The following is a 23,568-nucleotide window of genomic DNA, read 5'->3' as shown; positions in this document are numbered from 1 at the left end:
GTCAGATGTCGAGGACGAGGCGGTCGGAGCGAGAGCGGGAGACGCAGACGAACATGCAGTCACCCGCGTCGCGTTCGTGTGGCTCGAGAATGGCATCACGATGATCGGGCCGTCCCGCCAGAACTGTGGTTTCGCATGTGCCGCAGACTCCTTCGCGGCAGGAGGACAACACGGGAACGCCCGCTGCGGACAGCGCGTCGATGATGCTCTCCTCCAGCGGAATTGTGAGGACCCGTTGCGTGCGGGCGAGTTCCACCTCGAACGGTGTGGTCCTGGCCGGAGCGGCTTCGGCTGCGCTGAACCGTTCGATGCGAAGCTTTCCGGGCGGCCAGCCGGCGGCGTGGGCCGTCAACTCGTCGAGCATCGGCAGTGGTCCGCACGCGTAGACCTTGGTGGTGTCGTCGACGGTCGACACGTGGGCGGCCAGGTCGGTCCGACCGTCGCGAGTGCTGGCCACGGTGATGACTCGTTCGCCGTGGGCGGATAGTTGCTCGAGGAACGGCATCGAGTCGAGCGTGCGGCCCAGGTAGAGCAGCCGCCAGTCAGCGCCGACGATGATCGCCTGAGCGATCATCGGGATGATCGGGGTGATGCCGATCCCGCCGGCGATGAACAGGTAGCTTTCTGAAGGCGTCATCGAAAAGTTGTTGCGCGGCCCGCCGACCTCGACGTCGTCCCCGACCTGCAAATGGTCGTGGATGTAGCCGGATCCGCCGCGGCTCGTCCTCTCGCGCCGAACGGCGATCTGATAGCTCTGTGCGTCCCACCGGTCGCCGCACAGCGAATACTGGCGGCTCAACCCGTTCGGCAGTATCAGGTCCAGATGGGCGCCGGGCGCCCAGTCGGGCAGCCGGCGGCCGTCCGGATGCGCCAGCGTCAGCAGCACCACGTCGGTGGCGGCCGGTGTCTTGTTCACGATGCGCAGCGCATTGCCCGAATCGACGTCGCGACCCATGTTCTCTCCCTTGCTCGCGGTCATCCCAGATTCGCTGCGCTGGGGGAGGCATCGCTATCCGCTTCTCAATCATTGAGAGAGGAGTTCGTGCTGTGGGTCACTTCCCGCGGACTGTCGACGTAGACATCACACGGCTGATGCCCCTCGCGGCGGCCCGCAACGCCGGAACACGTCCGAACGCGGCGTCGTCGTTCGGAACGATGAGTCCGAGTGCGGCGACCACCATGTCTCGGTGGTCCCGGATGGGCACGGAAATGCCTGTGGTGGTGGGAAAGATGTGGCCGGCGCACAGGGCGTATCCCTCGCGGCGGATGTGGGACAGCGCCGCCCGCAGCCTGTCGGGATCGGTGATCGTCTGGTCGGTATAGGCCTTCATCGGCCCGGCCACCACGGCGTCGAGCACCTCGGTGTCGGCGTAGGCCAACAACACCAGCCCCGACGACGACGCATGCAGGGGCAGTCGCCCGGCGATCCGCGAATAGTTGACCACCGGCGTCGGGGAAGTCAGGCGTTCGAGGAACAGAACCTCGTTGCCCTCGCGCACAGCGAGTTGGACGTCGTAGCCGATCACATGCTGCAGGTCCTGCATGAACGGCATGGCAGCGGCGCGCAGTCCGACGGCCGGCGACGACCGTGATGCCACTTCCCACAGGCGGACACCGATGCGGACGCCACCGTCCACTCGTTCGAGCCAGTCCGCCTTCACGAGTTCGTCGATGAGCCGCGACGCCGTGGCGACGTGCAATCGGGAACGCCGAGCGATCTCACCGACGGTCAGCGTCGTGTCGTCGAGGCCGAACGCCTCGACGACACGAACGGTTCGGGAGGTGACTGACTCACCAGTCGACACGCGTGGCACGTCTGTAGATTGTGCTCCTACTCGCAGGTGCCGGCCGTTGGGCTCGGGCTATCGACCATCCGGTCGTCGATGCGGCCCGATTCGGCGGCGCGCGCTCAGTCCAACCCCTGCTGCGCCGTCCGGTCACCGCGCCGCACCGCGGCACGTTGGATGAGGACGATCGTCGTACCGAGCACGCCGACGGCGAGTCCGACCAGGCACACCTGCAGCGACCGGTCCCCGCCCCAGTCCGTCAGCCACACGACGATCGTGGCGATCAGCCACGCGACCATGCCGACGATGATCACCGGCTCGGGTGCACGCAACGCACGAGAAAGTTCGGGAATGTCGGGTGCGTCGGTCATGCCACCAGAGTAACTTTCGACTGTGCCCACCGATCCGTCGAGCGAGCCCACGACATCGTCGACAGAACCCGGAAATCCGTCGACAGAACCCGAAAACTTGCCGACAGAACCCGAGATTTCGCCGAGAGCATCCAACCCGGGGGCCGTGGAACCCGACCGGCCGCCGCGTGAGCCCACCGGGGGCCTCGACCGGTTCTTCAAGATCAGCCAGCGCGGATCGTCGCTGACCCGCGAGTTCCGCGGAGGCCTTGTCACCTTCTTCACGATGGCCTACATCGTGGTGCTGAACCCGATCATCATCGGCGGCATCCCTGGCGAACCGAAGAACGCCGACGTCCTCGGCAACGTGCTGCCGCTCGCGCAGGTCGCCGCGGTGACCGCGCTCGTCGCGGGTGTCATGTCGATCATCTTCGGCCTCGTGGCGAACTATCCGTTCGCCATCGCCACGGGCCTCGGCATCAACAGCCTGCTGGCGGTCACGATCGCCCCGCAGGTCACCTGGCCGGAGGCGATGGGTCTGGTCGTCATCGACGGCATCATCATCGTGCTGCTGGCGGTCACGGGGTTCCGTACCGCAGTGTTCAACGCGGTCCCGACCGAGCTCAAGGCGGCGATCGCCGCCGGCATCGGTGCCTTCATCGCCTTCATCGGGTTCGTCGATGCAGGCTTCGTGCGTCGCGTGCCCGATGCCGCGAACACCACCGTTCCGGTGCAACTCGGTACCGACAACTCGATCAACACCGTTCCCACACTCATCTTCTGCATCGGCGTGTTGTTGATGGGTGTGCTGGTGGTGCGCAAGGTGCCGGGCGGGCTGCTGATCGGGATCGTCATCACCACCATCCTGTCGATCATTCTGGAGGCGACCCTCGACCTCGGGTCGAGTGCCGTCAACCCCGGCGGATGGAGTCTGTCCATCCCGAAGATCCCCGACGGACTCGGGGGAGTACCCGACCTGGCACTCGTCGGAGATGTCGACCTGTTCGGCGCGTTCACCCGCATCGGTGTGCTCGCCGCGTCGGTGTTGGTGTTCACCCTGGTGTTGTCGAACTTCTTCGACGCGATGGGCACGATGACCGGGCTCGGCAAGGAGGCCGGCCTCGCTGATCCCAAGGGCAATCTGCCCGGGGTGGGCAAGGCACTGGTCGTCGAGGGCACCGGCGCGATTGCCGGCGGTGTCGCATCGTCGTCGTCCAACACTGTCTTCGTCGAGTCGGCCTCCGGTATCGCCGAGGGGGCGCGCACGGGCCTCGCGAACGTGGTCACGGGGGCGTTGTTCCTGCTTGCGATGTTCCTGACCCCGCTGTACGAGATCGTTCCGCTCGAAGCTGTCGCACCGGCACTCGTCGTGGTCGGCGCGATGATGATCGGTCAGCTGACGGCGGTCGACTTCACCAAGTTCTCGCACGCGCTGCCGGCCTTCTTGACCGTCGTGATCATGCCGTTCACGTACTCCATCGCCAACGGCATCGGCGTCGGGTTCATCAGCTGGGTGGTGATGGCCGCGGCCGCCGGCAAGGCACGGACGGTCCATCCGTTGCTCTGGATCATCGCCGCGGTGTTCCTCGCCTACTTTGCGCGCGGTCCGATTTACGACCTGGTCGGCTGAGAACTTCCGTATCCGCAGCGATGGGCGGCCGAGAATTCGATCGTTCGCATTAGCAAGAAATGACACTATTGCATTGCGTGATCGAAAAAGTGAATTACGCTTAGTGTCGGGAACCACGTGGTCTCAGATTGGACCCGCTCGGAACGGAGCATCGAGGCATGACGATCTCGCAACTTGCACCCTCGGAAATGACAGTGTCGAACATGGACCTGTCGGACAAGACTTTCTCGGGCCTCTCCGGAGAATTGTCGCTCGCGGTGGTCCGCCTCGCCCGACGATTACGTGGTCGGCGGGTCAGCAAGGTCGTGTCGCTGACCCAGCTGTCCGCGCTGTCGACCCTGCACCACGAGGGCCCGATGACGCCGGGGGCCCTCGCGCTGGCAGAGCGGGTGCAGCCGCCCTCGATGACGCGGGTGATCGCCTCGCTGTCCGATCTGGGGATGGTCAAGCGTGAGCCGCATCCCACGGATGGCCGCCAGGCGATCGTCACGCTCGCGGAGAAGGGGAGTGACGTCATCACGGCCGAGCTCGACGCCCGCGAGGAGTGGCTCAGCGGGCGGCTCGAGGAACTGACGCCGTCCGAGCGGGAGACGCTGTCGGCGGTGGTCCCCATCATCAACAAGCTCATCAACGGCGGCGACGACGTTCGCTGACGCCGACGGGATCGGGTGAGAGTCTCATCCACCCGGTCGCTGAAGAGTTGGCGGGCCTGCGAGGGTTCCATCCACTCGGTCCCTGAGGAGCCTCCGAGCTTGCGAGGATGCGTCACGAAGGGCCCCTTCGTGACGCGTCGCTCGTTCCTCGCGAGGCTCCTCAGGGAGCGGTTGGTTGCGCGTTATTGCGAGGCTCCTCAGGGAGCGGTGGGTGGCGCGTTCTTGCGAGGCTCCGCGGCTGGGGGTGGGCCCTTCGTGACGCATCGCTCGTTCCTCGCGAGGCTCCTCAGGGAGCGGTTTGGTTGCGCAGGGAGCGGTTGGTGGCTCAAGCACCGGTGGGTGGCACACCGGAGTGAATCGCGCCTAGAAGAAGGTTCCCGAGAACGGGGCCTTGTCGGCCGCGAAGGCGTGCTCGACGGCGGCGAGGGTGTCGGGGCTGTCGGTCCAGAGTCGATCCGCGGCCGCGAACGTCCGGGCGGGTGTGCCGCCCAGGAACAGCGATCCGAGCACTGAGATGTCCAGGCGCACAGTCGGTTCCGCGGTGCTGGGGGCAACGATGGCGCCACCGTTGCGAACCGAGACGTCGAAGACCCCTCCGTGACCGCGGAAATGATCGGTCACCTCGAGCACGATGTCGAGGTCGGCGGAATACCGCCGGACGGTCAGCGCCCGCGGGACATCGAGGATGCGCAGCCACATCTTGTCGTGCAACCCGGTCACCGAGACGGCCCGATGGTTGGTCAGTTTGGCCTGCAGAGGGTCGTCGACGGGGATCGACGCGGTGACCGTCGACAACAGATCGAGACCCACGAGAACCCGCCACAGGTCGGTGTGCGCGGCGTCGGTGACCGCGATGACCTCCTCGATATCGGCGCGGGTCGGTTCCGCCGACTGGTTGATCCGGTAGCTCGCGTAGCCGTCGGCGTGCAGTAGATAGTGCAGCCCGCTGCTGTTGTTCGGCCGTTGGGACTGCCGGTCGGCCAGGATCGGGTCCCACCACGAGGACGGACGAGTCAACGCACCGGCTCGGGCCGCCGCCCACCGTGCATGCAGCTCGGGGACTCGTCGGGCGACTTCATCACCGGCGGCGTAGTTGACGGGCGAATCGTGCCGATCGGCCCGATGACGCATCTTGGCCGCCGACAGATCGATCGTGACGTCCTGTGCGAAGCAGGCCGGGCCGAAACCGAACCTCTCGTAGATCGTCGCCTCGCTGGCGGTCAGGATGGCGAACACCTGATCCTCGGACTCCCACCGATCGAACAGTTCGGTGATCATCGTGCGCAGAATGCCCCGACGACGGTGGGTGGCGGCCACCGACACCCAGGAGAGACCGGCCGCGGGTTGCTGCACACCGCCCGGAACGGTCATCGTCATGCGGTAGTACATCGAGACCCCGACCAGGGGTTGCCCGACCAGCCCCTCGGGATCGCGCACCAGCACGACATCGTCGTCGACGACCTTTCCACGCAGGTCGGCCTGCTCGGCCGGCGACAGCGGATTGGTCATCAGGAAGGCGCGCGCGTCGGTCGCGAAGATCTCGTCCCAGTCGGCGTCGGTGGCACGGGCGACGGACAGCGCAGAGGATGTGGCCTGCGGAGTACTCACCCGTCAACCGTTTCACAACACGATCACAACGGTTCGGCCAACCCGCCGATTACCCCCACGAGCGGTCGGGGCGGTCACATCCGGACGGGTGATCCTTGGCAGACTGTCGAGGTGCCCAGCAAGCGTGTCGACGTCATCGACATCGACGACCCCGACGATCCGCGGGTCGACGACTTCCGAGATCTCAACTCCGTGGATCGGCGTCCGGATCTGCCCGCACTGCCCGGAGGCCGGATCGGCAAGGGCCTGGTCATCGCCGAAGGCGTTCTCGTCGCGCAGCGGATGATCGCGTCCCGCTTCGCCCCGCACGCGTTCCTCGGTGTCGACAAGCGGCTGGCCGAACTCGCCGACGACCTCGCCGACCCGTCGCTGGACGGCGTGCCGTTCTACCGGATGACCGCCGGCGCGATGGCCGACGTGGTCGGATTCCATCTCAATCGCGGCGTGCTCGGGGCAGCGCGCCGACCCGATCCTCTCGGGGTGGACGACGCCATCGCCGGTGCGCGCACGGTGGCGATTCTCGAGGGCGTCAACGACCACGAGAACATCGGCAGCATCTTTCGCAACGCGGCCGGCCTCGGCGTGGACGCGGTCCTGTTCGGCGCAGGGTGTGCCGACCCGCTGTACCGGCGGTGTGTACGCGTCTCGATGGGTCACGCACTGCTCGTTCCGTTCGCCCGGTTCGACGAGTGGCCGCAAGGTCTGGCGGCGCTGCGTGACAACGACTTCCGGCTCGTCTCCTTGACGCCGGGTGAGGGATCGGTGCCGCTCGCGCAGGCTGTGGACGCGGACCGGGTGGCGTTTCTGGTCGGCGCCGAGGGGCCGGGCCTCTCCGAAACCGTGATGCGCGCCAGCCATGTTCGGGCCCGCATCCCGATGAGTCGGGGCACCGATTCGCTCAATGTCGCGACCGCGGCGGCGATCGCGTTTTACGAACGTGCGAGAGCAGAGCCGGTATAGAGGCGAGGGACGATCAGCGGCCATCCGGCACGATCACGACCACACACTGTGCCGAGTAGAGGACATTTCGGCTGGTCGACCCCAACAACATCCCGCTGAAGCCGCCCCGCCCACGGTTTCCGACGACCAACATCTGGGCCCCCTGCCCGTGGTCGAGCAGGGCGCGTGCCGGACGGTCACGGACCACGACGGGCCTGATCGGCACGTCGGGGTATTTGGCACACAGATCGACCAGTTCGCTGTCGAGTCGGGACTTCTCCTCGGTGCGCTGAGTTGCCCAATCCCAGACTGGCAGTCCCTGACTCGCGTGAATCGCTGCGAGGTCCGCATCCGACCATGCGTGCAGCACGGTCAGGCCGACACCACGGGCACCGGCTTCTTCGAAGGCGAACTCCAGCGCCGGCCGACTCCCCGCCGAGCCGTCGGTGCCGACGACGATCGGTGCTTCGGCCGGCACGTCGCGTGAGTCCCGCACCACCGCCAGGGGGCAGTGGCTGTGCGCGGCGAGCGCGGCGCTGACCGAGCCGAGCAGTGCTCGACTCATCGTGCCTAGTCCACGGCTTCCGACGACGAGCATCCTGGCGGCCTCGGACCGGCGGAGGAGCTCGGGAATAGGCGCGCCCGCGATGATCTCGGAGGTGATCTCGACGGCGTCGGGCTGCGCGAGCGCAGCGCGGGCAATTGTTCGCGCATCGGCCACGTCACGCTCTGCCGCGGCCCGCAGAGCTTCGCCGTAGGACTGCGGTACCCGCGCACTCACCGGTGACGAGTACGACGACACCAGTCGGAGGCGATTCGAGTGCAGCGCTGCATGATGCGCTGCCCACGCCACGGCACGCTGGGCAGCCGGGGAACCATCCACTCCCACCACGATCTCGCCGGTTGTCGACATTGCCATCTCCTATCCACGTACCTGTGGCTATCAGTCAACGCTTCGCCGGCGGGTGGTACAGCGGCCTGAGATCACCGCACCGAGTGACCAAAGACCCCCGATGCGGGGCCGGATTACGGCAGCGATGGGGAGGGCGTCGGATCTACCGTCAAGGCGCGGGTAGCGGGATGATCCCGGAAGGGGATGGTCATGAATGACGGCGAAGCGGCACCGGTGATCGTGGGCGTCGACGGATCGGATACCTCGCTCGGCGCGCTGCGCTGGGCGGTCGCGGAATGTGTGCGCACAGGCTCACCGCTGCACCTCGTCCACGCCGTTCCCGAGTCGGCCTGGTACGCCGCATATGAAGGCGCGCTGTTCGGCGAAGAGAACGGTCGGAAACGTATGCATGACCTCGGCGAGGCCGCGATCGCCGGAGCGCGCGACGTCGTGCGGGAGCTCGCGCCGCAGGTCGACGTCGCCACATCACTGGTCGATGGATCGATCGTTGCACACCTGCACAATCTCTCCGCCCGATCGCGCATGGTGGCCATCGGATCGCAACACTCGGGACCGATACGTGACCTGGTGCTGGGCAGTCACGTGATGGCGATCGTCCATGCGGCGCAATGTGCTGTGCTCGTGTGGCGTGAGCGTCCGTCCCCCTCGGCCGACCGCAGACGGATCGTCGTCGGATTCGACGGCTCCGCCGCCTCCGAGGCTGCCTTGCTGACGGCACTCGACCACGCGCAGTCGAGCGAAACGCCGCTCACCGTCGCATCGTTCTGGCCGGTATCGGCGCTGGTCGGTGTCGGGTACGCCACGACCTTGGTCGACTGGGAAGCGATCCGACGCGACGGCCTGAGATGGCTCGAAACGCGGTGCGCCGACGCATGCGCGAAGTTTCCCGACGTCACAGTGGCTTTCGAGTATGGCGACAGCGCGGCGGCACGAGGTCTCGTCGACCTCTCCGCGAGAGCAGGGCTGATCGTCGTCGGCTCCCGAGGTCTGGGTGAGGTCAGTGGAGTCGTTCGTGGTTCGGTGAGTCAGAACGTGGTGCACCACTCCAGATGTCCCGTTCTGGTGGTGCGATGACAACCCTCACCGCCGGGAAGCCGATGCGGGGCGCACAGACCTCGGACTCCTCTCCGACGCGGATGTCCCAGCCCGTGTGAACGGAGGCCGATGATGCTCGATTCGCTTGCCCGGGAACTGCGTTGGTGGCGGGTGATGCATCTGTCGACGAACGGACTCGTCCGGCAGGTGGACCGTGTGGAGACGCTGACGTTGACCGTGCTGGGCATGATCGCGGCCCTGGGCATCATCGGCGGACTGATGATCGGGAGCAACGCGTTCGCCGAGGTGCAGCATGCCGTCAAAGTCGAACAGCAGGAACGACATCCGGTGACCGCGACCGTACTACCGCGGACCCCGGGGGCGCCGGTGACGGCCCGATGGACCGATACCGACGGTCGTGTCGTGACCGGGCGGATCGACCTCGCCGATCCGCGACCACTGTCGAGCCCCTCCGAATCGCAAGCTGCACCGGGAAGCACACAGACGATCTGGCTCGACCGGAGCGGAACGGTGGTGTCCGAGCCTCGGTCGGAAACCGACGCGCTGACCACCGGCCTCGTCGCCACGAGCTTGTCGATCGCCGTGGTGGCAGGTATCTGGTACTCGTTGGCCTGGTGGGTGCGACGGCTCGTGGACCGCCACCGCTTCCGCTTGTGGGAACAGGACTGGGCGGCACTGGACTCACCGACTCGGCGGTGATGGTCCCCGCCGGACGAGCGGCGAAACGTCGGTGCTGTCGGCCTTGCGCGTCGGCACCAGATCATCCTGGTCGGCACCAGATCATCCTGTAGCGAACACCTCGTCGACCGGCCGTCGCGGAGTGGACGGCGGCCGATGGCCTTCGCCGATGCCGACCCGGACCAGGAGCTGAGCGTGCTCGGCGCCGGCGCCGACCAGTCTGTCGACCATCGCCCTGCTGCAGGTACCTCGAGCACATGGGACACCACGCAGGTGCCGAGTCCGGCGACGGTGGACTCCAAGAGGAGGTCCGAGAGTGCCTCACCGCAGGCGAGATGGTCGGCCACCGTGTCGTCCGGACCGGTGACAACCAGAACGTTCGCCCGGTCGACGGCCACGTCCGCGCGACGCGAACCGACTGTGGCAACGCTCGGGAAGTCTCGGGCAACCTCTACGCGCTCGATTTCGACCGGTGACGTCAGAGACGAAGCGGGTATCCCGTCGTCCCGGTCCTCGTCGTCCGACGTCCACCATCGCAACTCGTCCTGGTAGGACGCATCGTAGCGTCGGTTGAAGGCGCTGATCCGCGACGCGTGCGCCAGCGTGGGATGCACTTCGGCGGTGACGGCCACCAACCGGATATCCCACCGGCTCGAGACGTCGCCGATCACATCACGCAGGCGAGACTGCGGTGGCGCCTGCATCGGCAAGCGGTCGGTGAACCGGTCAGTGATCGCGCGTGCCCGCGCGCGATCTGCCGCCGAGGGTGGATGCCGGCTGACGAACTCGACCGTGGCGAGGTGCTCGGGGTGCGGCGGGCTGGGCAGTCGGGTGACCTCCGCGACCCACCCCTGTGCTGCAGCGGCGACACACAGATGGTGCAGCGCGGCGCCGACGCTGATGATCAGTTGCCTGCCGTGCGGATCGGCTACCGGAACCGCTCGCGCGTAGTCGGCGAACAGACGCAGCTCCGGACCGACCTGCCGCCAGGACCACGGCTGGCTGTTGTGTATCGACGGTGCCCGGCAGGCGAGCTCGATGATCTCGCGCAACGTCTGATCAGTGGGCATCTCACCGGACATCGGATTCTCCCGTCGGTCAAGTGCCATCCTTGTCGACGTTCGTGGACGGCCCAAGGGTCGCCCGCACCACCCACGAAGGCCTTTCGCCTCTCACTGTCGACCCCTGATCTCGGGAGATGGTCCGCGTGCCCGCGATTCACCCATCGGGGATGATGACAGGATGATCTCCGCCGACGACCGCGGTGCGTCCACGAGGCTAATGCTGCCCCCACCGGACGACGCGAGGACCGACGAACCCACGCCCTGGGTGCTCGGTCTGATCGTCACGCTCTTCTGCGCCCTCTTCGCGACGTTCCTCCTCGTGGGCATCTACGAACTGATCGGCGGTCTCGTCCGATGGCTCGGTCTCATCGCGGTACTGGTCGTCACCGTCGGGTTGGGATGGACGCTATGGGATCTGCGCGAACGCCCTGTCTGGCGGTGGATCGTGTGGGGTTTCATCATCGGCCTGTTGGCGGGGCTGGGTTCGTCGGTTGCGCTGTTGGCCCTCGGCCGGTGACGATGTCTCGCGTGTCGGTGGATCAACCGAACCCGAAATAGCGGGCGATCCGTCCCCGCCGCTTCGGCGTCGCGGCGGCCGCTTCCTCGGTGGGGGCGTCGTCGGGTCGCGACGGGTGGCCGCTGTTCTGGTATCGGAGCCAGTCCGATTCCCCAGGCTCGTAATCCGCCGGATGAATGGCGAACGCGGTCACCGGGATTCGTGTCGGATCGAGGTCCGTCTCGGCAAGCGGTGTGGTGAATCGGAAGCCGAGCCACTCGCGATTGGCCTGCTCGGCGAGTTCCTGGGGATGGAACGGCAACGCCAATGGTTCCGCGGCGACGCCGGGTGCATACCGCAAGGGGTGCTCGCCGGCCCAGAACGGGCGCTCGAATGGGTAGGGCAGTCCGGTGTCCTCGAGGATCGTGACGGGTTCGGCGGAGAACGACCGGCGCAGCTCACCGTTCTCCCAACGTGCGAATGCGCCGAGGGCCCGCTCGGGATCGGTGTGCAGCAAGGTGGCGGCCGCGCTGCGACGGATCGAGTTGATCGTCCGGGTCAGCGTCGAGGGTTCGGTCGCTGCGAACAACGAGCAACAGATGACGGAGATCGGTCCATACCAGCCCGCGTACACATGCGGGTCCTGCGCTGCCGCGGCCGTCGCGAGGTCGGTGTCGTGCATCGGAACGAGGACCCGGTCTCCGTATATCGCCCCGGCGAGCTTGTGGGCTGCGACGACGTCGGTGGCGGGGCCGTTGGTGGCCGGGAGATCACGGAGCAGCGCGACCGGGTCGTCGCTGTCGATGAACCAGAGGGTGACTGCGCGTGCCGACACGTCGTGCGGCTCTAGCTGTTGCCGTTACTGCGGACACCGAGCAACACGTCCTCCCAGGCCGGGACGGCCGGCTTGCGTGACCGGCGTCGCGGCTTCGGAGAGGAATCGGCCGCGGGGCCGTCGGGCGCGTGCTCGCCGGATGCGGTGGTGGCCGCCGGTTCGTCCCGGGTGTCGGCAGACGGCTTCGGGTCGTCGGTCGGTTCCGTCCACGACGAATCGTCGGGGGTTCCGAAATCGATCGCCACGGTGCCGTGTTCGTCGTGAGTCGGGGGCACCGAACCGTTGCGGGTGCGCTGAGCATCGATGAGGCGGTCGGCGTCGAAGGTGACCTCGTCGTGGCCGTCGTCCTGATGGGAGAGCTCGGGTTCGGGTGCCAGCTCGGGTGTCGCCACCGGTGTGAGCCGACGGCGTGGAGCGATGGATTCGGGGTGTGTCAGCTCGTCGGCGAGGTCGTCGAGCGGGTCGGCAGTTCCGCCGTGTGAGCCGGGCTGGAACCTCCAGTGCGCGTGGTTGTCGGTGCGTCCGATGTGCCAGGAGATCTGTACGACCCAGTAGCCGTCGTCGCCCTTCCACGCGTCCCACTCGACGTCCTGCTGGTGGTGGCCCAGCGCGGTCATCGCCTCGGACACGGTCTCGCCGAGCGTCGACACCGACGGCCCGTCTTCACGGATGGGGTGGGCCATCGACGCCAGTTCGGTGGCCCGGGTACGTTCGAGCAGCACGGGATGGGCGAATCGTTCGACCTTGTCGACCGGAACCCCGGCCGCAGCCGCGACCTCCGCGACCGTTGCGCCGGCCCGGATGCGGGCCTGAATCTCTCGTGGCCGTAGTGAGCTTTCCATTTCGATCTCGATCTGCCCCAATCGTGAGATGTCACCGCGAGCCGCGGCCCGGAGCCGTTCATCGGCAGCGATCCGGTACTTCTCACCCGACTCGGCGTCTCGACAGATCACATGGGTGCCGTCGGTCTCGACGCCGACGACGCGAAGCTCACGCATTCTGCTCCTCCTCCGGTGACCACGAGTGCGGGCATTGGGGTCAGGTTAATCCACGCTGTCGCCGCGGCCGTGCGGGACACGCGGCAAAACCGCAGATCAGCAAGGTTGTGGCGGGCGTGGCCACAGGGTCGAAAGTGGCCCATGGGATCCACGCTACCCGCTGGGTGGCGTGGATCGGGCAGTCGTCGAGCTTGCTGATCCCCTTCGCTGGTCGAGTAGCTGTCGAGCCGCTTGTTTTCGCTGGTCGAGTAGCCGTCGAGCCGCTAGGCGAGGCGGTGTATCGAGACCTGGTGGGGTGTGCGGTGATCTCGATACGCGCGCTCGCCTGGCGGCTCGCGGGCTACTCGATCAGCGGGGGGTTGCTTTTTCGCTGGTCGAGTAGCTGTCGAGCCGCTAGGCGAGGCGGTGTATCGAGACCTGGTGGGGTGTGCGGTGATCTCGATACGCGCGCTCGCCTGGCGGCTCGCGGGCTACTCGATCGGCGGGGGGTTGCTCGCGGGCTACTCGATCAGCGGGGGACTATCAGAGCTTCTCGACGACGAAGTCGATGCACTGGGTCAGCCGCGAGATGTCGTCGGGCTCGATTGCCGGGAACATCCCGATGCGCAGCTGGTTGCGGCCGAGCTTTCGGTACGGCTCGGTGTCGACGACACCGTTGGCCCGGAGCGTCTTGGCCACGGCGGCGGCGTCCACCTCGTCGTCGAAATCGATGGTGCCCACCACCTGGCTGCGCTGCGACGGATCGGCGACGAATGGTGTCGCGTAGTCGCTGGCCTCGGCCCAGGAGTACAGCCGTGAACTCGAGTCGGCGGTCCGTGAGACGCACCAGTCCAGGCCGCCCTGTCCGAGCATCCACTGGATCTGGTTGTCGAGCAGGAGCAGCGAGGCTACTGCCGGGGTGTTGTAGGTCTGGTTCTTGCTGCTGTTGTCGACGGCGGTCGGCAGTGACAGGAACTCCGGGCACCAACGGTCGGTCTCGGCGATCTGCGCGATCCGCTCGAGCGCACGAGGGCTCATCAACGCGATCCAGATCCCGCCATCGGAGGCGAAGCACTTCTGCGGCGCGAAGTAGTAGACATCGGCGTCGGCGACATTGACCGGGAGACCGCCCGCACCGGAGGTCGCGTCGATCGCGACGAGTGCGTCATCCGAGCCTGCGGGGCGTGTCACCGGCACTGCGACACCGGTCGAGGTCTCGTTCTGGGCCCAGCCGATCAGGTCGATACCGCCGAAGTCCTCGGAGGTCAGCGCGGCCGGGTCAGGGGCGGTGCCGGGATCGGTGGAGATCACCGACGGCGAATCCAGGAAGGGGGCCTTCTTGGCGACCGTCGCGAACTTGGACGAGAACTCTCCGTAGGTCAGATGCAGCGACCGCTGCTTGATCAGCCCGAAGGCGGCGGCGTCCCAGAACGCGGTGGTGCCGCCGTTGGAGAGGACGACCTCGTAGCCGTCGGGGAGCGCGAACAGTTCTGACATGCCGGCGCGGATGGACCCGACGACGTTCTTGACCGGTGCCTGCCGATGACTGGTGCCGAACACCGACGCGCCGGTGTCGACCAGGGACTGGAGCTGTTCGGGGCGCACCTTCGACGGCCCGCAGCCGAAGCGGCCGTCCGACGGCAGGAGGTCGGCGGGGATCGTGATCGGTGCGGTTGCGGTGTCACTCATGCTGGCAATTCTAAGGTTGTGGCGCCGACCACCCGGGCTGCGGCCCCTTGTGGGCGGATTCTCCTGGTCCCGGCGGCATGAGCTGTCGGCACCCGCGCACCCGCTGTGGTCGCGCACGCCTCGCGACGTGCGTGGACACGTGCCGGGTGCGCGGATGGTGCGAACGCGCTCTTGACCCGGGCTGAACGCGTGTTTAACGTGTTGAACATGCGTTTAGTCGACGCGGATGACCGCTCCACCCGGGCACGTCTACGCGACACCGCCGTCGAGGTGTTCGCTCGCGACGGGTTCTCCGCGACCGTGCGGACCATCGCCGACTCTGCGGGGGTCAGTCCGGGTCTGGTCATCCACCACTTCGGCAGCAAGGAGAAGCTGCGCGCCGAGTGTGATGCGCACGTGTTGCGCCAGACGCGGGAGGCCAACGAACGGGGTCTCGAGTCGCAGCCGGGTGCTTCGGCATTTTCCGGATTCCTGGCGAAGATGGATTCGATCGACACCGACGGTCCTCGCATCGTCTATCTGATCCGCAGTCTGCAGGCCGGTGGCGAGATGGCACGCCAACTGCTCGAGCACTTGGCGCAGGATGCCGAGGCAACGTTCCGCGGCGGTGTCGCGGCGGGCACGATACGGCCCTCGCGTGACGAGGCGGCCAGGGCGCGCTACATGGTCGCGCAGTCGATGGGTGCGCTGCTGGTCGATGTGGTGATGAATCCGCCGGACGACTGGTCCGACGCGGGAGCGATCCTGCGGTCCTACGTCGATCGGGTCGTGGTGCCGGCGACCGAACTGGCGGTGCACGGGGTCATGGCCGATGACTCCCTGCTCGACGCGGTGTTGACCTACCGGGAGGAACATGATGCTGAACATGGCTGATGTGGTGATCGAGGTATCCGGTCTCCGAAAGAGATTCGGTACATTCGTCGCGCTCGACGGGCTGGATCTGACCGTGCGGCGCGGCGAGATCGCCGGCTTCCTCGGGCCCAACGGCGCGGGCAAGTCCACCACGATCCGAACGCTGCTGGGGATGTACCGGCCCGACGGTGGGCACGCCGAGGTGTTCGGAATGGACCCGATGGTCGATGCGGTGACGATCCATCGACGGCTCGCCTACGTTCCGGGCGACGTCAACCTGTGGCCGCAGCTTTCCGGCGGCGAATGTATCGACCTGCTCCTGTCCCTGCGAGGCGTGCGTCGCGAATCTGCCGCGCGCAAAGCGGAACTCATCGATCGGTTCGACCTCGACCCGACGAAGAAGGCGTCCACGTACTCGAAAGGCAACCGGCAGAAGGTCGCTCTGGTCGCTGCGCTGTCCGCTGAGTGTGAGTTGCTCGTGCTCGACGAGCCGACCTCGGGACTCGACCCGCTGATGACCCGTGAGTTCACCGATTGTGTCCGCGACGTCGCGGCCCGCGGTGCCGCGGTGCTCATGTCGAGCCATCTGCTCGACGAGGTCGAGCAACTCTGCGAGTCGGTCACCATCATCCGTGCCGGGAAGACCATCCAGTCCGGTCCGCTGGTCGAGTTGCGGCATCTGCGCCGGTCCCGGGTCACCGCGACGATCCGTTCGGGCGCCACCGATCTGGAATCGGTCGACGGCGTGCACGATTTCGTCGTCGACGGCCAGGCGGTCACCTTCACGGTCGAGGACTCAGGGCTGGGCGGCGTCACCCGGGTTCTCGCACAACACGACGTCACGAGCCTTGCCGTGGAGCCACCCAGCCTCGAGGAGTTGTTCCTACACGTCTACGACGACCGGACGGACATGCCGGCATGACCGCGACCACCACACCGACCCCGGTGGGGGTCGGGACCGACGCCGGAGTGATGACGCGCGAGTTCGCGCGCTTCGGGACGTTGTTTCGACTCGGGCTGCGGCGCGAGCGGATCATCGCTCCGGTCACCATCGCCCTCTTCGTCATCATCGACCTGTCCACCGCGAGGGCGATCACCGCGATGTACGGAACCACAGGGCAGCGTGCCGATCTCCAGCTCGGCCCCGGGTCCAACGCCGCATTCCGGTTCCTGCTGGGCGAACTGGATCATCTCGAGCCCACCGCAGCGCTGGTCTCGTGGCGTGCGGGTCTCTTCCTGATCGCGGCCCTCGGCGTCTGCGCGGCGTTGATGACGGTCCGCCAGACCCGCAAGGAGGAGGAGCTCGGACGAACCGAGCTCATCCGGGCCGGCGCGGTCGGCGGGCTCGCTCCCGCGGCGGCAGCGGTCTGTGTCGCGGCCGGCTTCACCGTGATCGTGTCGCTGGCGATGTCGCTGATCCTGGTCCCGATGGGAGCCGGGCCGGCCGATGTGGCGGCCGTGTTCGCCCAGTACGCGGCCACCGGTTTCGCCGCCATCGCCGTGGCATTGGTCGCTGCCCAGATCGCGACCACGTCGCACATCGCCAATCTCGCCGCGAGTTCGGTTGTGCTCGTGGGATATCTGCTGCGTGGTGCCGCCGACGCGACTGACGGGTGGGGGTGGCTGCGATGGTCGAATCCGATTGGTTGGGCAGAGGAGATCGATCCGTTCGGTGCGGACAACCTGCTTCCCGCCCTCCTGTCGCTGGCGGTCTTCGTGTTCGGACTCGTCGTGGCGGGATGGGTGGCGGTGCGGCGTGACCTGGGGGCAGGCCTGATCGCCCCGAGGGCGGGTCCGGCCGAGAGTGCCGGACTGACCAGCATCGAGGCCCTCGGCGTGCGCCTGTCCCGACCGCTGCTCATCTCCTGGATGGGCGGGCTGTTCGTCTATTCGCTGATCGTCGGTTTCATGCAGCCCTCCGTCGAGGATCTGACGAAGGGCAACCAGCAGTTCGATCAGATCCTGCGCGCGGCCCTCGGGGATGCCACCTTGAGCACCTTGTTCGGCATGACGATGATGGGATTCCTCGCGGTCGCATCGAGCGCCTGGGGAGTGAATCTCGCCGAACGGCTGCGGGCCGAAGAGACCGGTGCCCGCACCGAGGTCTTGCTCGCCACGCCGACCTCGCGCACCCGCTACTACCGGACGTATGTCGCCATCGCGGCGGGAGGCGCGGTCATCCTGATGGTCACTGTCGGGCTGGGCATGGTGATCGGGTCCGGAGTCGCCGGTGGCGGGTGGAGTACACCGGCGGTCAACGCGGTGCAGACGGGTGCCGCACAGCTCCCGGCAATCCTGGTCGTCGTCACACTCGCGCTCGCGCTGTATGCGATCCGGCCGGTGTTGGCGCATGTCGGCTGGATCGTCGTGGTCGTCTCGCTGTTCCTCGGCCCGCTGTCGGGCATGTTCGATCTACCGCAGTGGGTCGATGACCTGTCGCCCTTCACTCATTCACCGTTGGTGCCGGTGGAGTCGATGAACTGGACGCCCGTCGTGGTGATGCTCTGTGTGTCAGCGGTTTTCGCTACGGTTGGCTGGGTGAGCTTTCGACGTCGTCAGATTGGTTGATCAGTTCGTCCTCCACCGGGCCGGCGAGGTCGACATGCTCACCGAGGGGATCCTCGGGCTCGTCGTAGGAGCCCATCGAGAACGAACCGGTGTCCGGGTCGACGGTCACGGCGTGATGGGGAACCTCGTGGACGGCGACGATCAGACCGTCGTGCTCGGGCTGGTCGGCCTCCTCGGGCAACCCGGCGAACGTCGCGGAGATGGGTACCCGGTGTCGCTCGTGCCGATGCGCGCCCGGCGCGGGCTCGGTCTGCGCGAGTGTCCCGGTCCCGTCGCCGAGACTGAGATGCAGATACCTCGGACGCACCGCGAGGTCGTAGTGGAACGCGCGTAGCAGGGAGATGCAGGCGAGCACCATGACGATGGAGAACGGGACGGCGGTGGCGATGGACATCGTCTGCAACGCGGTCAGTGAATCGGTGCCACCGACCAGCAAGAGGACGGCGGCACACACACCTTCCAGCGCCGCCCAGTAGACCCGCGTCACCCACGGGGTCTCCATCTTTCCGCCGGTGGCGAGCATGTCGACCACCAGTGACCCGGAGTCCGACGAGGTCACGAAGAACATCACCACGACGATGATGGCGATCACGCTGGTGACCGCGGCCAGCGGAAAACCGTCGAGCAATTGGAACAACGAGGTGCTCGCGTTGACACTCCCGTCGTCGAGCATGTTGCCTTCCTGTTGCTGACGGAGAATGCCGGAGTCACCGAAGATCGTGAACCAGATGGCGCTGATGAACGTCGGCAGTAGCAGCACGCCGCTCACGAACTGACGGATGGTGCGGCCTCGCGAGATGCGCGCGATGAACATGCCCACGAAAGGCGCCCAGCTGATCCACCATCCCCAGTAGAAGATGGTCCACGAGCCCATCCACCCGTCGTCGGCGAACGGGGCGGTCCGCAGCATCAGCTCGGGCAGGCTGGCGATGTAGTTGCCCATGTTCTGTACCCAGGACTGCAGCAAGAACAGGGTCGAGCCGAGGATCAGGACGAAAGCGGCCAGGATTGCCGCCACCGCCATGTTGATGTTGGACAGCCAGCGCAGACCTTTGGTGACCCCGGTGACGACGGAGAAGATCGCCAGCCCGGTGATCGCGGTGATCATGATCACCACGACCCAGTTGTTGACGGTCAGCCAGCCCAGATACTCCAGGCCCGCGGAGATCTGCTGGATGCCGAAGCCCAACGAGGTGGCGACGCCGAACAGGGTGCCGACGATCGCGACGACGTCGACGAGATGTCCGATCCAGCCCTCGACCCGCTCGCGCCCGATGAGCGGCTCGAGCAGCCAGCGCACCGCCAGCGGACGCCCCTTGCGGAAGGTCATGTACGCGAGACCGAGTCCGACCACGACGTAGATGCCCCAGGCGTGCAGCCCCCAGTGGAACAGGGTCAGTTCCATCGCCTGGTTGGCCGCGGCATCCGTGGAGCCCTCGATGCCGCCGGCCTCCGGCGGGGTGACGTAGTGCGACAGTGGCTCGGCCACGCCGTAGAAGACCAGGCCGATGCCCATACCGGCGGCGAAGAGCATCGCAAACCACGACAGCACACCGAACTCGGGTTCCTCGTCGTCCTTACCGAGCTTGATGCTGCCGATGCGGCTGATCGCGCAGTACAGCGCGAAAATGACGAAGCCGGTGACGATCAGGATGTACCACCAGCCGACGCCGGAGGTGATCCAGTCGTTGAGCTGTTGGAAGGCGTCGGCCGCCGTGCTCGCGTAGATCACCGCGAAGGTCAGCAACGCGAAGATGATCAGTGATGCGGTCACGAACACCGGCTTGTGTTGTTCCCGCCAGGCATGGGCAAACATGTTCCGCTCCCTCTAAGAGCACTGCGCGGTCCTCATTCGGCGCGTCACGTTCGACCGTACTGCGGCGAATGCGTGGTCAGGCGGTGGAAGACGGACAATCGTTACGTTTGCTTTACCGTTTCCACGGTCGCTCTTTACCGACCCTACGACATCGCCTGCCCTGACGCGCGGCGCGGGAGCACAGGCGTGTGCGGCGGCGACAAGGCCCCGGATCAGAGGCCGGGCGCGGGTTTCACGTCGTTCCAGCCGGTGACGTCCTCCGGGCGGCGCGGTCCGGGACCGGTGTAGATGGCCGCAGGCCGGACCAGTTTGCCGAGCCGTTTCTGCTCCAGGACATGCGCGCACCATCCGGCGGTTCGGCCGCAGGTGAACATCGCCGGCATCATGTGCGGCGGCACCTCCGCGAAGTCGAGGATCACCGCCGCCCAGAACTCGACGTTCGTCTCGATCGCGCGGTCAGGTCGCCGCTCGCGGAGCTCGGTCAGGGCAGCCTGTTCGAGTGCGGCGGCCACCTCGTAGCGCGGGACGCCGAGCTCCTGCGCGGTGCGACGCAGCACCCGGGCGCGCGGGTCCTCGGCCCGGTAGACCCGGTGGCCGAAGCCCATCAACTTCTCCTTGCGGTCGAGCACACCCTTCACCAGACCACGTGCGTCGCCGGTGGTCTCCACCTCTTCGATCATGGGCAGCACCCGCGCCGGCGCGCCACCGTGCAGCGGGCCCGACATCGCGCCGATCGCACCCGACAACGCGGCCGCGACATCGGCGCCGGTCGACGCGATGACCCGCGCGGTGAACGTCGACGCATTGAGTCCGTGCTCGGCCGCGCTGACCCAATAGGCGTCGATGGCGCGGATGTGCTTGGGGTCCGGATCGCCCTTCCATCGGGTCATGAAGCGAGCCGTCACCGTGTCGCATTCGTCGATGACGTGCTGCGGCACGGCTGGTTGATGAATGCCGCGCGCCGACTGGGCGACGTAGGAGAGCGCCATGACCGAGGCCCGGGCGAGATTGGCACGCGCGGTGGCGTCGTCGATGTCGAGCAGCGGCTGGTAACCCCAGATGGGGGCCAGCATCGCGAGCGCGGCCTGGACATCGACCCGGACGTCGCCGGTGTGGATGGGCAGCGGGAACGGTTCGGCGGGTGGGAGCCCGTCGCCGAACCTGCCGTCGACCAACAGCGCCCACACGTCGGCAAAGGTGACGTTGTTCTCCACGAGGTCTTCGATGTCGACGCCGCGATACCGCAGGTTTCCGCCGTCCTTGTCGGGTTCGGCGATCTCGGTGGTGAACGCGACCACACCTTCCAGGCCGGGTACGAAGTCGTCGGGAACTGTGTTGGACATCGATACCGCCTAACGTCGACGCTGTGCCGTGGTGGAGCGCGTGGGAAACACTGAGGACTCTAAATCAGGTGCCATGAGCCGTCATACCGGAGAGTAACAATGCCTCGCGGAGTAGCCTCTCGAAAATGGCGGATCAACCGATAGACCTGCCGAACATGCGTGTCGGCTATGGCGGTGGCATACCGCCGAACGTCGGGGAGGGGGATCGAGCCGCGGGTGCGGACGGTGTCCGTGAGAATCTCGATCCGTCCTGGCTGCGCGGTGATCCGCCATGGCTCGACCTGTTCACCGTCTGGCTGCGCGAGGCGATCGACTCGCGGATCGCCGAACCCAACGCCATGGTGCTCGGGACCGCCGACGCCGGGGGCAGGCCGTCGACGCGCGCGGTCCTCTGCAAGGGTGCCGATGCCGGCGGGATCGTCTTCTACACCGGTTACGATTCCGACAAGGGCCAGGATCTCGCGGCCAATCCGTATGCCGCGGTGACATTTCCGTGGATCGCCCTGGAGCGCCAGGTGCACTTCCGGGGGCCGGTGGAACATGTGACACCCGAGGAGACCCAGGAGTACTGGTACATGCGGCCCCGGGGGTCGCAGCTGTCCGCGTTCGCGTCCGAGCAGTCGCAGCCGATCGGCAGCCGCGCCGAACTCGAGGCCCGTGCCGCCGCGGTGGCCGACCGGTTCGGCGGCTTCGATTCCGTCGACGAGGTGCCCGTACCGCCGACCTGGGGTGGGTACCGCCTGGTGCCGCAGGTCGTCGAGTTCTGGCAGGGCAGGGCGAACCGGTTGCACAACCGGGTCCGGCTGACGTGGGTCGACGATGGTTGGCGGGTGCAGCGGCTGCAGCCGTGAGGTGCGCCCGGCGACGTCGGGGTCCGCACTGAGTCCGCACTGAGTCCGCACCCAACTTCCCACTGAACTCCGCCCGGCACGGCGCCGCCGCCGGCGAAATGCCGACCGCCGCACTGTCTGGGGCGGTTTTGGGTAGGGGAGCCGTGCCGACCGCGGCAATCGTTACCTCCACTAAACTTCGCTGGTGCCCCGCTTGCTCGCCGACACCAGCCCGCTCGCCAACGCATATTTCCGTCGGCTGTGGACGGCGAACATCATCACCGTCATCGGTGCACAGCTCACGGTCGTGGCCGTACCCGCGCAGATCTACCAGATCACCGGCAGCTCCGCGTATGTCGGTCTGACCGGCGTCTTCGGCCTGGTTCCGCTGATCGTGTTCGGACTCTGGGGCGGTGCGTTGTCCGATGTCTTCGACCGCCGACTGATCCTGATCATCAGCACCTTCGGCCTCATCGGATGCAGTGCGGTGTTCTGGCTGCAGGCGGCGCTCGATGTCGGGAATGTCTGGCTCTTGTTGTGCGTCTTCGCCGTTCAGCAGGCGTTCTTCGCGGTGAACCAGCCGACGCGAACGGCGGTGCTGCCGCGCCTGCTGCCGTTGACCGAACTTCCGGCGGCCAACTCCTTGAACATGACCGTCATGCAGGCCGGCGCCATCGCAGGACCGCTCGCCGGTGGTGCGTTGATCCCGGTCCTCGGCTACTCCACGCTCTACCTGGTGGACACGATCGGCCTGTTCGCCACCCTGTGGGCGGTGATCCGGTTGCCGTCGCTCAAGCCCGAACACACACCCGGTGAGCGTCGGCCCGTCGCCGGATTACGTTCGGTCCTCGACGGTTTCATCTACCTGCGCGATCATCGCGTGCTGTTGGCCAGCTTCCTCGTCGACCTGATCGCGATGATCTTCGGCATGCCGCGTGCCCTGTTCCCGCAGATGGCGAACGAGAACTTCGGCGGGCCGGAGGGTGGCGGATGGGCTTTCGCCCTGCTCTTCGCGGCGATTCCGCTGGGTGCGGTGATCGGCGGAGTGTTCTCCGGCTGGGTCGGGCGGGTGCGTCGGCAGGGGCTCGCGGTCATCGTGTGCATCCTGATCTGGGGTGCAGCGATCACCGTGGCCGGGTGTGCCCTGTTCTTCGCCCACGGAACCGCGTTGCCGATCCTGCCCGTGGTGGTCGTCGCGCTGATGGTGGGAGGGGCCGCGGACATGGCCTCGGCGGCGTTTCGCCAGACCATGTTGCAGGCGGCCGCGACCGACGAGGTGCGCGGCCGGTTGCAGGGCGTGTTCATCGTGGTGGTCGCCGGCGGCCCGCGAATCGCGGACGTCACACACGGGGCGGCGGCCGCGGTCGTCGGCACCGCGGTGGCGACCGCGGGCGGCGGTATCGGTGTGATCGTCTTGACCATCGTTGCCGCGCTGGCCATTCCGGCGTTCGTCCGGTACCGCGCCGGACAGCTCGCGTGACCTC

Annotated in this window: 22 protein-coding genes and 1 pseudogene; 11 read left to right on the top strand and 12 right to left on the bottom strand. The window is 66.9% G+C overall.

Annotated features, from left to right (window positions below):
- Position 1: 1 nt before the first annotated feature.
- The 3 genes from AC4AMJ_RS17315 to AC4AMJ_RS17305 all read right to left on the bottom strand — a co-directional run bounded on the left by AC4AMJ_RS17315 (position 2) and on the right by AC4AMJ_RS17305 (position 2,158).
- On the bottom strand, positions 2–979 hold the full coding sequence (locus tag AC4AMJ_RS17315; protein WP_489913508.1) for a PDR/VanB family oxidoreductase: 978 nt from the start codon (positions 977–979) through the stop codon (positions 2–4).
- Between the two features lie 73 nt (positions 980–1,052).
- On the bottom strand, positions 1,053–1,814 hold the full coding sequence (locus AC4AMJ_RS17310; protein ID WP_489913507.1) for an IclR family transcriptional regulator: 762 nt from the start codon (positions 1,812–1,814) through the stop codon (positions 1,053–1,055).
- 95 nt (positions 1,815–1,909) lie between these two features.
- Entirely contained in the window at positions 1,910–2,158 is a 249-nt protein-coding gene (locus AC4AMJ_RS17305; RefSeq protein WP_489899888.1) for a DUF2530 domain-containing protein, read from the bottom strand.
- A 145-nt stretch (positions 2,159–2,303) separates the two neighbouring features.
- Between AC4AMJ_RS17305 and AC4AMJ_RS17300 the strand changes: the two genes are divergently transcribed.
- Both AC4AMJ_RS17300 and AC4AMJ_RS17295 read left to right on the top strand, forming a co-directional pair.
- Positions 2,304–3,767: an NCS2 family permease gene (locus AC4AMJ_RS17300; RefSeq protein WP_489899889.1), complete on the top strand. Its 1,464-nt coding sequence runs from the start codon at positions 2,304–2,306 to the stop codon at positions 3,765–3,767.
- Positions 3,768–3,970: 203 nt separating this feature from the next.
- Positions 3,971–4,420, top strand: a complete 450-nt coding sequence (locus AC4AMJ_RS17295) for a MarR family winged helix-turn-helix transcriptional regulator (protein WP_489900780.1) — start codon at positions 3,971–3,973, stop codon at positions 4,418–4,420.
- 363 nt (positions 4,421–4,783) lie between these two features.
- Here the strand turns inward: AC4AMJ_RS17295 and AC4AMJ_RS17290 are convergent, their stop codons facing one another.
- Positions 4,784–6,028 carry a GNAT family N-acetyltransferase gene (locus tag AC4AMJ_RS17290; RefSeq protein WP_489913506.1) on the bottom strand — a complete coding sequence of 415 codons (1,245 nt, stop codon included), beginning with the start codon at positions 6,026–6,028 and terminating at the stop codon, positions 4,784–4,786.
- Positions 6,029–6,139: 111 nt separating this feature from the next.
- On the opposite strand from AC4AMJ_RS17290, the gene AC4AMJ_RS17285 reads away from it, so the two are divergent.
- Positions 6,140–6,988, top strand: coding sequence for a TrmH family RNA methyltransferase (locus AC4AMJ_RS17285; protein ID WP_489899891.1), 849 nt, complete (start codon positions 6,140–6,142; stop codon positions 6,986–6,988).
- Between the two features lie 13 nt (positions 6,989–7,001).
- On the opposite strand, the gene AC4AMJ_RS17280 is transcribed toward AC4AMJ_RS17285, so the two are convergent.
- Positions 7,002–7,880, bottom strand: a complete 879-nt coding sequence (locus tag AC4AMJ_RS17280) for a universal stress protein (RefSeq protein WP_489899892.1) — start codon at positions 7,878–7,880, stop codon at positions 7,002–7,004.
- 189 nt (positions 7,881–8,069) lie between these two features.
- On the opposite strand from AC4AMJ_RS17280, the gene AC4AMJ_RS17275 reads away from it, so the two are divergent.
- Positions 8,070–8,954, top strand: a complete 885-nt coding sequence (locus AC4AMJ_RS17275; RefSeq protein ID WP_489899893.1) for a universal stress protein — start codon at positions 8,070–8,072, stop codon at positions 8,952–8,954.
- A gap of 90 nt (positions 8,955–9,044) precedes the next feature.
- A complete protein-coding gene (locus AC4AMJ_RS17270; RefSeq protein WP_489899894.1) occupies positions 9,045–9,635 on the top strand; it encodes an Rv1733c family protein in 591 nt (196 codons plus the stop codon).
- Positions 9,636–9,716: 81 nt separating this feature from the next.
- On the opposite strand, the gene AC4AMJ_RS17265 is transcribed toward AC4AMJ_RS17270, so the two are convergent.
- Both AC4AMJ_RS17265 and AC4AMJ_RS17260 read right to left on the bottom strand, forming a co-directional pair.
- Positions 9,717–9,845 carry a hypothetical protein gene (locus AC4AMJ_RS17265; protein WP_489913504.1) on the bottom strand — a complete coding sequence of 43 codons (129 nt, stop codon included), beginning with the start codon at positions 9,843–9,845 and terminating at the stop codon, positions 9,717–9,719.
- A 65-nt stretch (positions 9,846–9,910) separates the two neighbouring features.
- Positions 9,911–10,684: pseudogene (locus tag AC4AMJ_RS17260) on the bottom strand (Acg family FMN-binding oxidoreductase); the annotation flags it as partial.
- Positions 10,685–10,895: 211 nt separating this feature from the next.
- Here AC4AMJ_RS17260 and AC4AMJ_RS17255 point away from each other — a divergent pair.
- A complete protein-coding gene (locus AC4AMJ_RS17255) occupies positions 10,896–11,195 on the top strand; it encodes a DUF2537 domain-containing protein (protein WP_489900781.1) in 300 nt (99 codons plus the stop codon).
- A 22-nt stretch (positions 11,196–11,217) separates the two neighbouring features.
- Here the strand turns inward: AC4AMJ_RS17255 and AC4AMJ_RS17250 are convergent, their stop codons facing one another.
- The 3 genes from AC4AMJ_RS17250 to serC all read right to left on the bottom strand — a co-directional run bounded on the left by AC4AMJ_RS17250 (position 11,218) and on the right by serC (position 14,675).
- The gene (locus tag AC4AMJ_RS17250) at positions 11,218–12,009 is read right to left on the bottom strand and encodes a DUF6928 family protein (RefSeq protein ID WP_489913502.1); all 792 of its coding nucleotides are present in this window, start codon (positions 12,007–12,009) and stop codon (positions 11,218–11,220) included.
- A gap of 11 nt (positions 12,010–12,020) precedes the next feature.
- The gene (gene sepH, locus AC4AMJ_RS17245) at positions 12,021–13,007 is read right to left on the bottom strand and encodes a septation protein SepH (protein ID WP_489913500.1); all 987 of its coding nucleotides are present in this window, start codon (positions 13,005–13,007) and stop codon (positions 12,021–12,023) included.
- A gap of 522 nt (positions 13,008–13,529) precedes the next feature.
- On the bottom strand, positions 13,530–14,675 hold the full coding sequence (gene serC, locus AC4AMJ_RS17240; RefSeq protein WP_489899898.1) for a phosphoserine transaminase: 1,146 nt from the start codon (positions 14,673–14,675) through the stop codon (positions 13,530–13,532).
- A 207-nt stretch (positions 14,676–14,882) separates the two neighbouring features.
- Between serC and AC4AMJ_RS17235 the strand changes: the two genes are divergently transcribed.
- Genes AC4AMJ_RS17235 through AC4AMJ_RS17225 form a run of 3 tightly spaced genes read left to right on the top strand, consistent with a single transcriptional unit; the run spans position 14,883 to position 18,095 of the window.
- Complete coding sequence (locus tag AC4AMJ_RS17235) at positions 14,883–15,548, top strand: TetR/AcrR family transcriptional regulator (RefSeq protein WP_489899899.1); 666 nt, start codon at positions 14,883–14,885, stop codon at positions 15,546–15,548.
- Positions 15,541–16,449: an ABC transporter ATP-binding protein gene (locus tag AC4AMJ_RS17230; RefSeq protein WP_489913498.1), complete on the top strand. Its 909-nt coding sequence runs from the start codon at positions 15,541–15,543 to the stop codon at positions 16,447–16,449. Before AC4AMJ_RS17235 ends, AC4AMJ_RS17230 begins: the two co-directional genes overlap by 8 nt.
- Entirely contained in the window at positions 16,446–18,095 is a 1,650-nt protein-coding gene (locus AC4AMJ_RS17225) for an ABC transporter permease (RefSeq protein WP_489913496.1), read from the top strand. Before AC4AMJ_RS17230 ends, AC4AMJ_RS17225 begins: the two co-directional genes overlap by 4 nt.
- On the opposite strand, the gene AC4AMJ_RS17220 is transcribed toward AC4AMJ_RS17225, so the two are convergent.
- Together AC4AMJ_RS17220 and AC4AMJ_RS17215 are read right to left on the bottom strand one after the other, a co-directional pair.
- A complete protein-coding gene (locus tag AC4AMJ_RS17220; RefSeq protein WP_489899902.1) occupies positions 18,052–19,911 on the bottom strand; it encodes a BCCT family transporter in 1,860 nt (619 codons plus the stop codon). The genes AC4AMJ_RS17225 and AC4AMJ_RS17220 overlap by 44 nt on opposite strands.
- A 212-nt stretch (positions 19,912–20,123) precedes the next feature.
- Entirely contained in the window at positions 20,124–21,254 is a 1,131-nt protein-coding gene (locus tag AC4AMJ_RS17215) for a citrate synthase 2 (RefSeq protein WP_489913494.1), read from the bottom strand.
- A gap of 125 nt (positions 21,255–21,379) precedes the next feature.
- Between AC4AMJ_RS17215 and pdxH the strand changes: the two genes are divergently transcribed.
- Together pdxH and AC4AMJ_RS17205 are read left to right on the top strand one after the other, a co-directional pair.
- A complete protein-coding gene (gene pdxH, locus AC4AMJ_RS17210; protein ID WP_489899904.1) occupies positions 21,380–22,105 on the top strand; it encodes a pyridoxamine 5'-phosphate oxidase in 726 nt (241 codons plus the stop codon).
- 184 nt (positions 22,106–22,289) lie between these two features.
- Positions 22,290–23,564, top strand: coding sequence for an MFS transporter (locus AC4AMJ_RS17205; RefSeq protein ID WP_489899905.1), 1,275 nt, complete (start codon positions 22,290–22,292; stop codon positions 23,562–23,564).
- Positions 23,565–23,568: the final 4 nt, after the last annotated feature.

Source organism: Gordonia sp. LMA484 (assembly GCF_058129505.1).
This window is presented reverse-complemented; position numbering and strand designations above follow the sequence as displayed.

Excerpts from the sequence above, each read along its gene's own strand:
- AC4AMJ_RS17235 (WP_489899899.1), top strand. The coding sequence starts at position 14,883 with ATGCGTTTAGTCGACGCGGATGACCGCTCCACCCGGGCACGTCTACGC.
- serC (WP_489899898.1), bottom strand. The coding sequence starts at position 14,675 with ATGAGTGACACCGCAACCGCACCGATCACGATCCCCGCCGACCTCCTG.
- AC4AMJ_RS17275 (WP_489899893.1), top strand. The coding sequence starts at position 8,070 with ATGAATGACGGCGAAGCGGCACCGGTGATCGTGGGCGTCGACGGATCG.
- AC4AMJ_RS17265 (WP_489913504.1), bottom strand. The coding sequence starts at position 9,845 with ATGGTCGACAGACTGGTCGGCGCCGGCGCCGAGCACGCTCAGCTCCTG.
- sepH (WP_489913500.1), bottom strand. The coding sequence starts at position 13,007 with ATGCGTGAGCTTCGCGTCGTCGGCGTCGAGACCGACGGCACCCATGTG.
- pdxH (WP_489899904.1), top strand. The coding sequence starts at position 21,380 with ATGGCGGATCAACCGATAGACCTGCCGAACATGCGTGTCGGCTATGGC.
- AC4AMJ_RS17270 (WP_489899894.1), top strand. The coding sequence starts at position 9,045 with ATGATGCTCGATTCGCTTGCCCGGGAACTGCGTTGGTGGCGGGTGATG.
- AC4AMJ_RS17220 (WP_489899902.1), bottom strand. The coding sequence starts at position 19,911 with ATGTTTGCCCATGCCTGGCGGGAACAACACAAGCCGGTGTTCGTGACC.
- AC4AMJ_RS17295 (WP_489900780.1), top strand. The coding sequence starts at position 3,971 with ATGGACCTGTCGGACAAGACTTTCTCGGGCCTCTCCGGAGAATTGTCG.
- AC4AMJ_RS17305 (WP_489899888.1), bottom strand. The coding sequence starts at position 2,158 with ATGACCGACGCACCCGACATTCCCGAACTTTCTCGTGCGTTGCGTGCA.
- AC4AMJ_RS17230 (WP_489913498.1), top strand. The coding sequence starts at position 15,541 with ATGGCTGATGTGGTGATCGAGGTATCCGGTCTCCGAAAGAGATTCGGT.
- AC4AMJ_RS17215 (WP_489913494.1), bottom strand. The coding sequence starts at position 21,254 with ATGTCCAACACAGTTCCCGACGACTTCGTACCCGGCCTGGAAGGTGTG.
- AC4AMJ_RS17280 (WP_489899892.1), bottom strand. The coding sequence starts at position 7,880 with ATGTCGACAACCGGCGAGATCGTGGTGGGAGTGGATGGTTCCCCGGCT.
- AC4AMJ_RS17315 (WP_489913508.1), bottom strand. The coding sequence starts at position 979 with ATGACCGCGAGCAAGGGAGAGAACATGGGTCGCGACGTCGATTCGGGC.
- AC4AMJ_RS17225 (WP_489913496.1), top strand. The coding sequence starts at position 16,446 with ATGACCGCGACCACCACACCGACCCCGGTGGGGGTCGGGACCGACGCC.
- AC4AMJ_RS17255 (WP_489900781.1), top strand. The coding sequence starts at position 10,896 with ATGCTGCCCCCACCGGACGACGCGAGGACCGACGAACCCACGCCCTGG.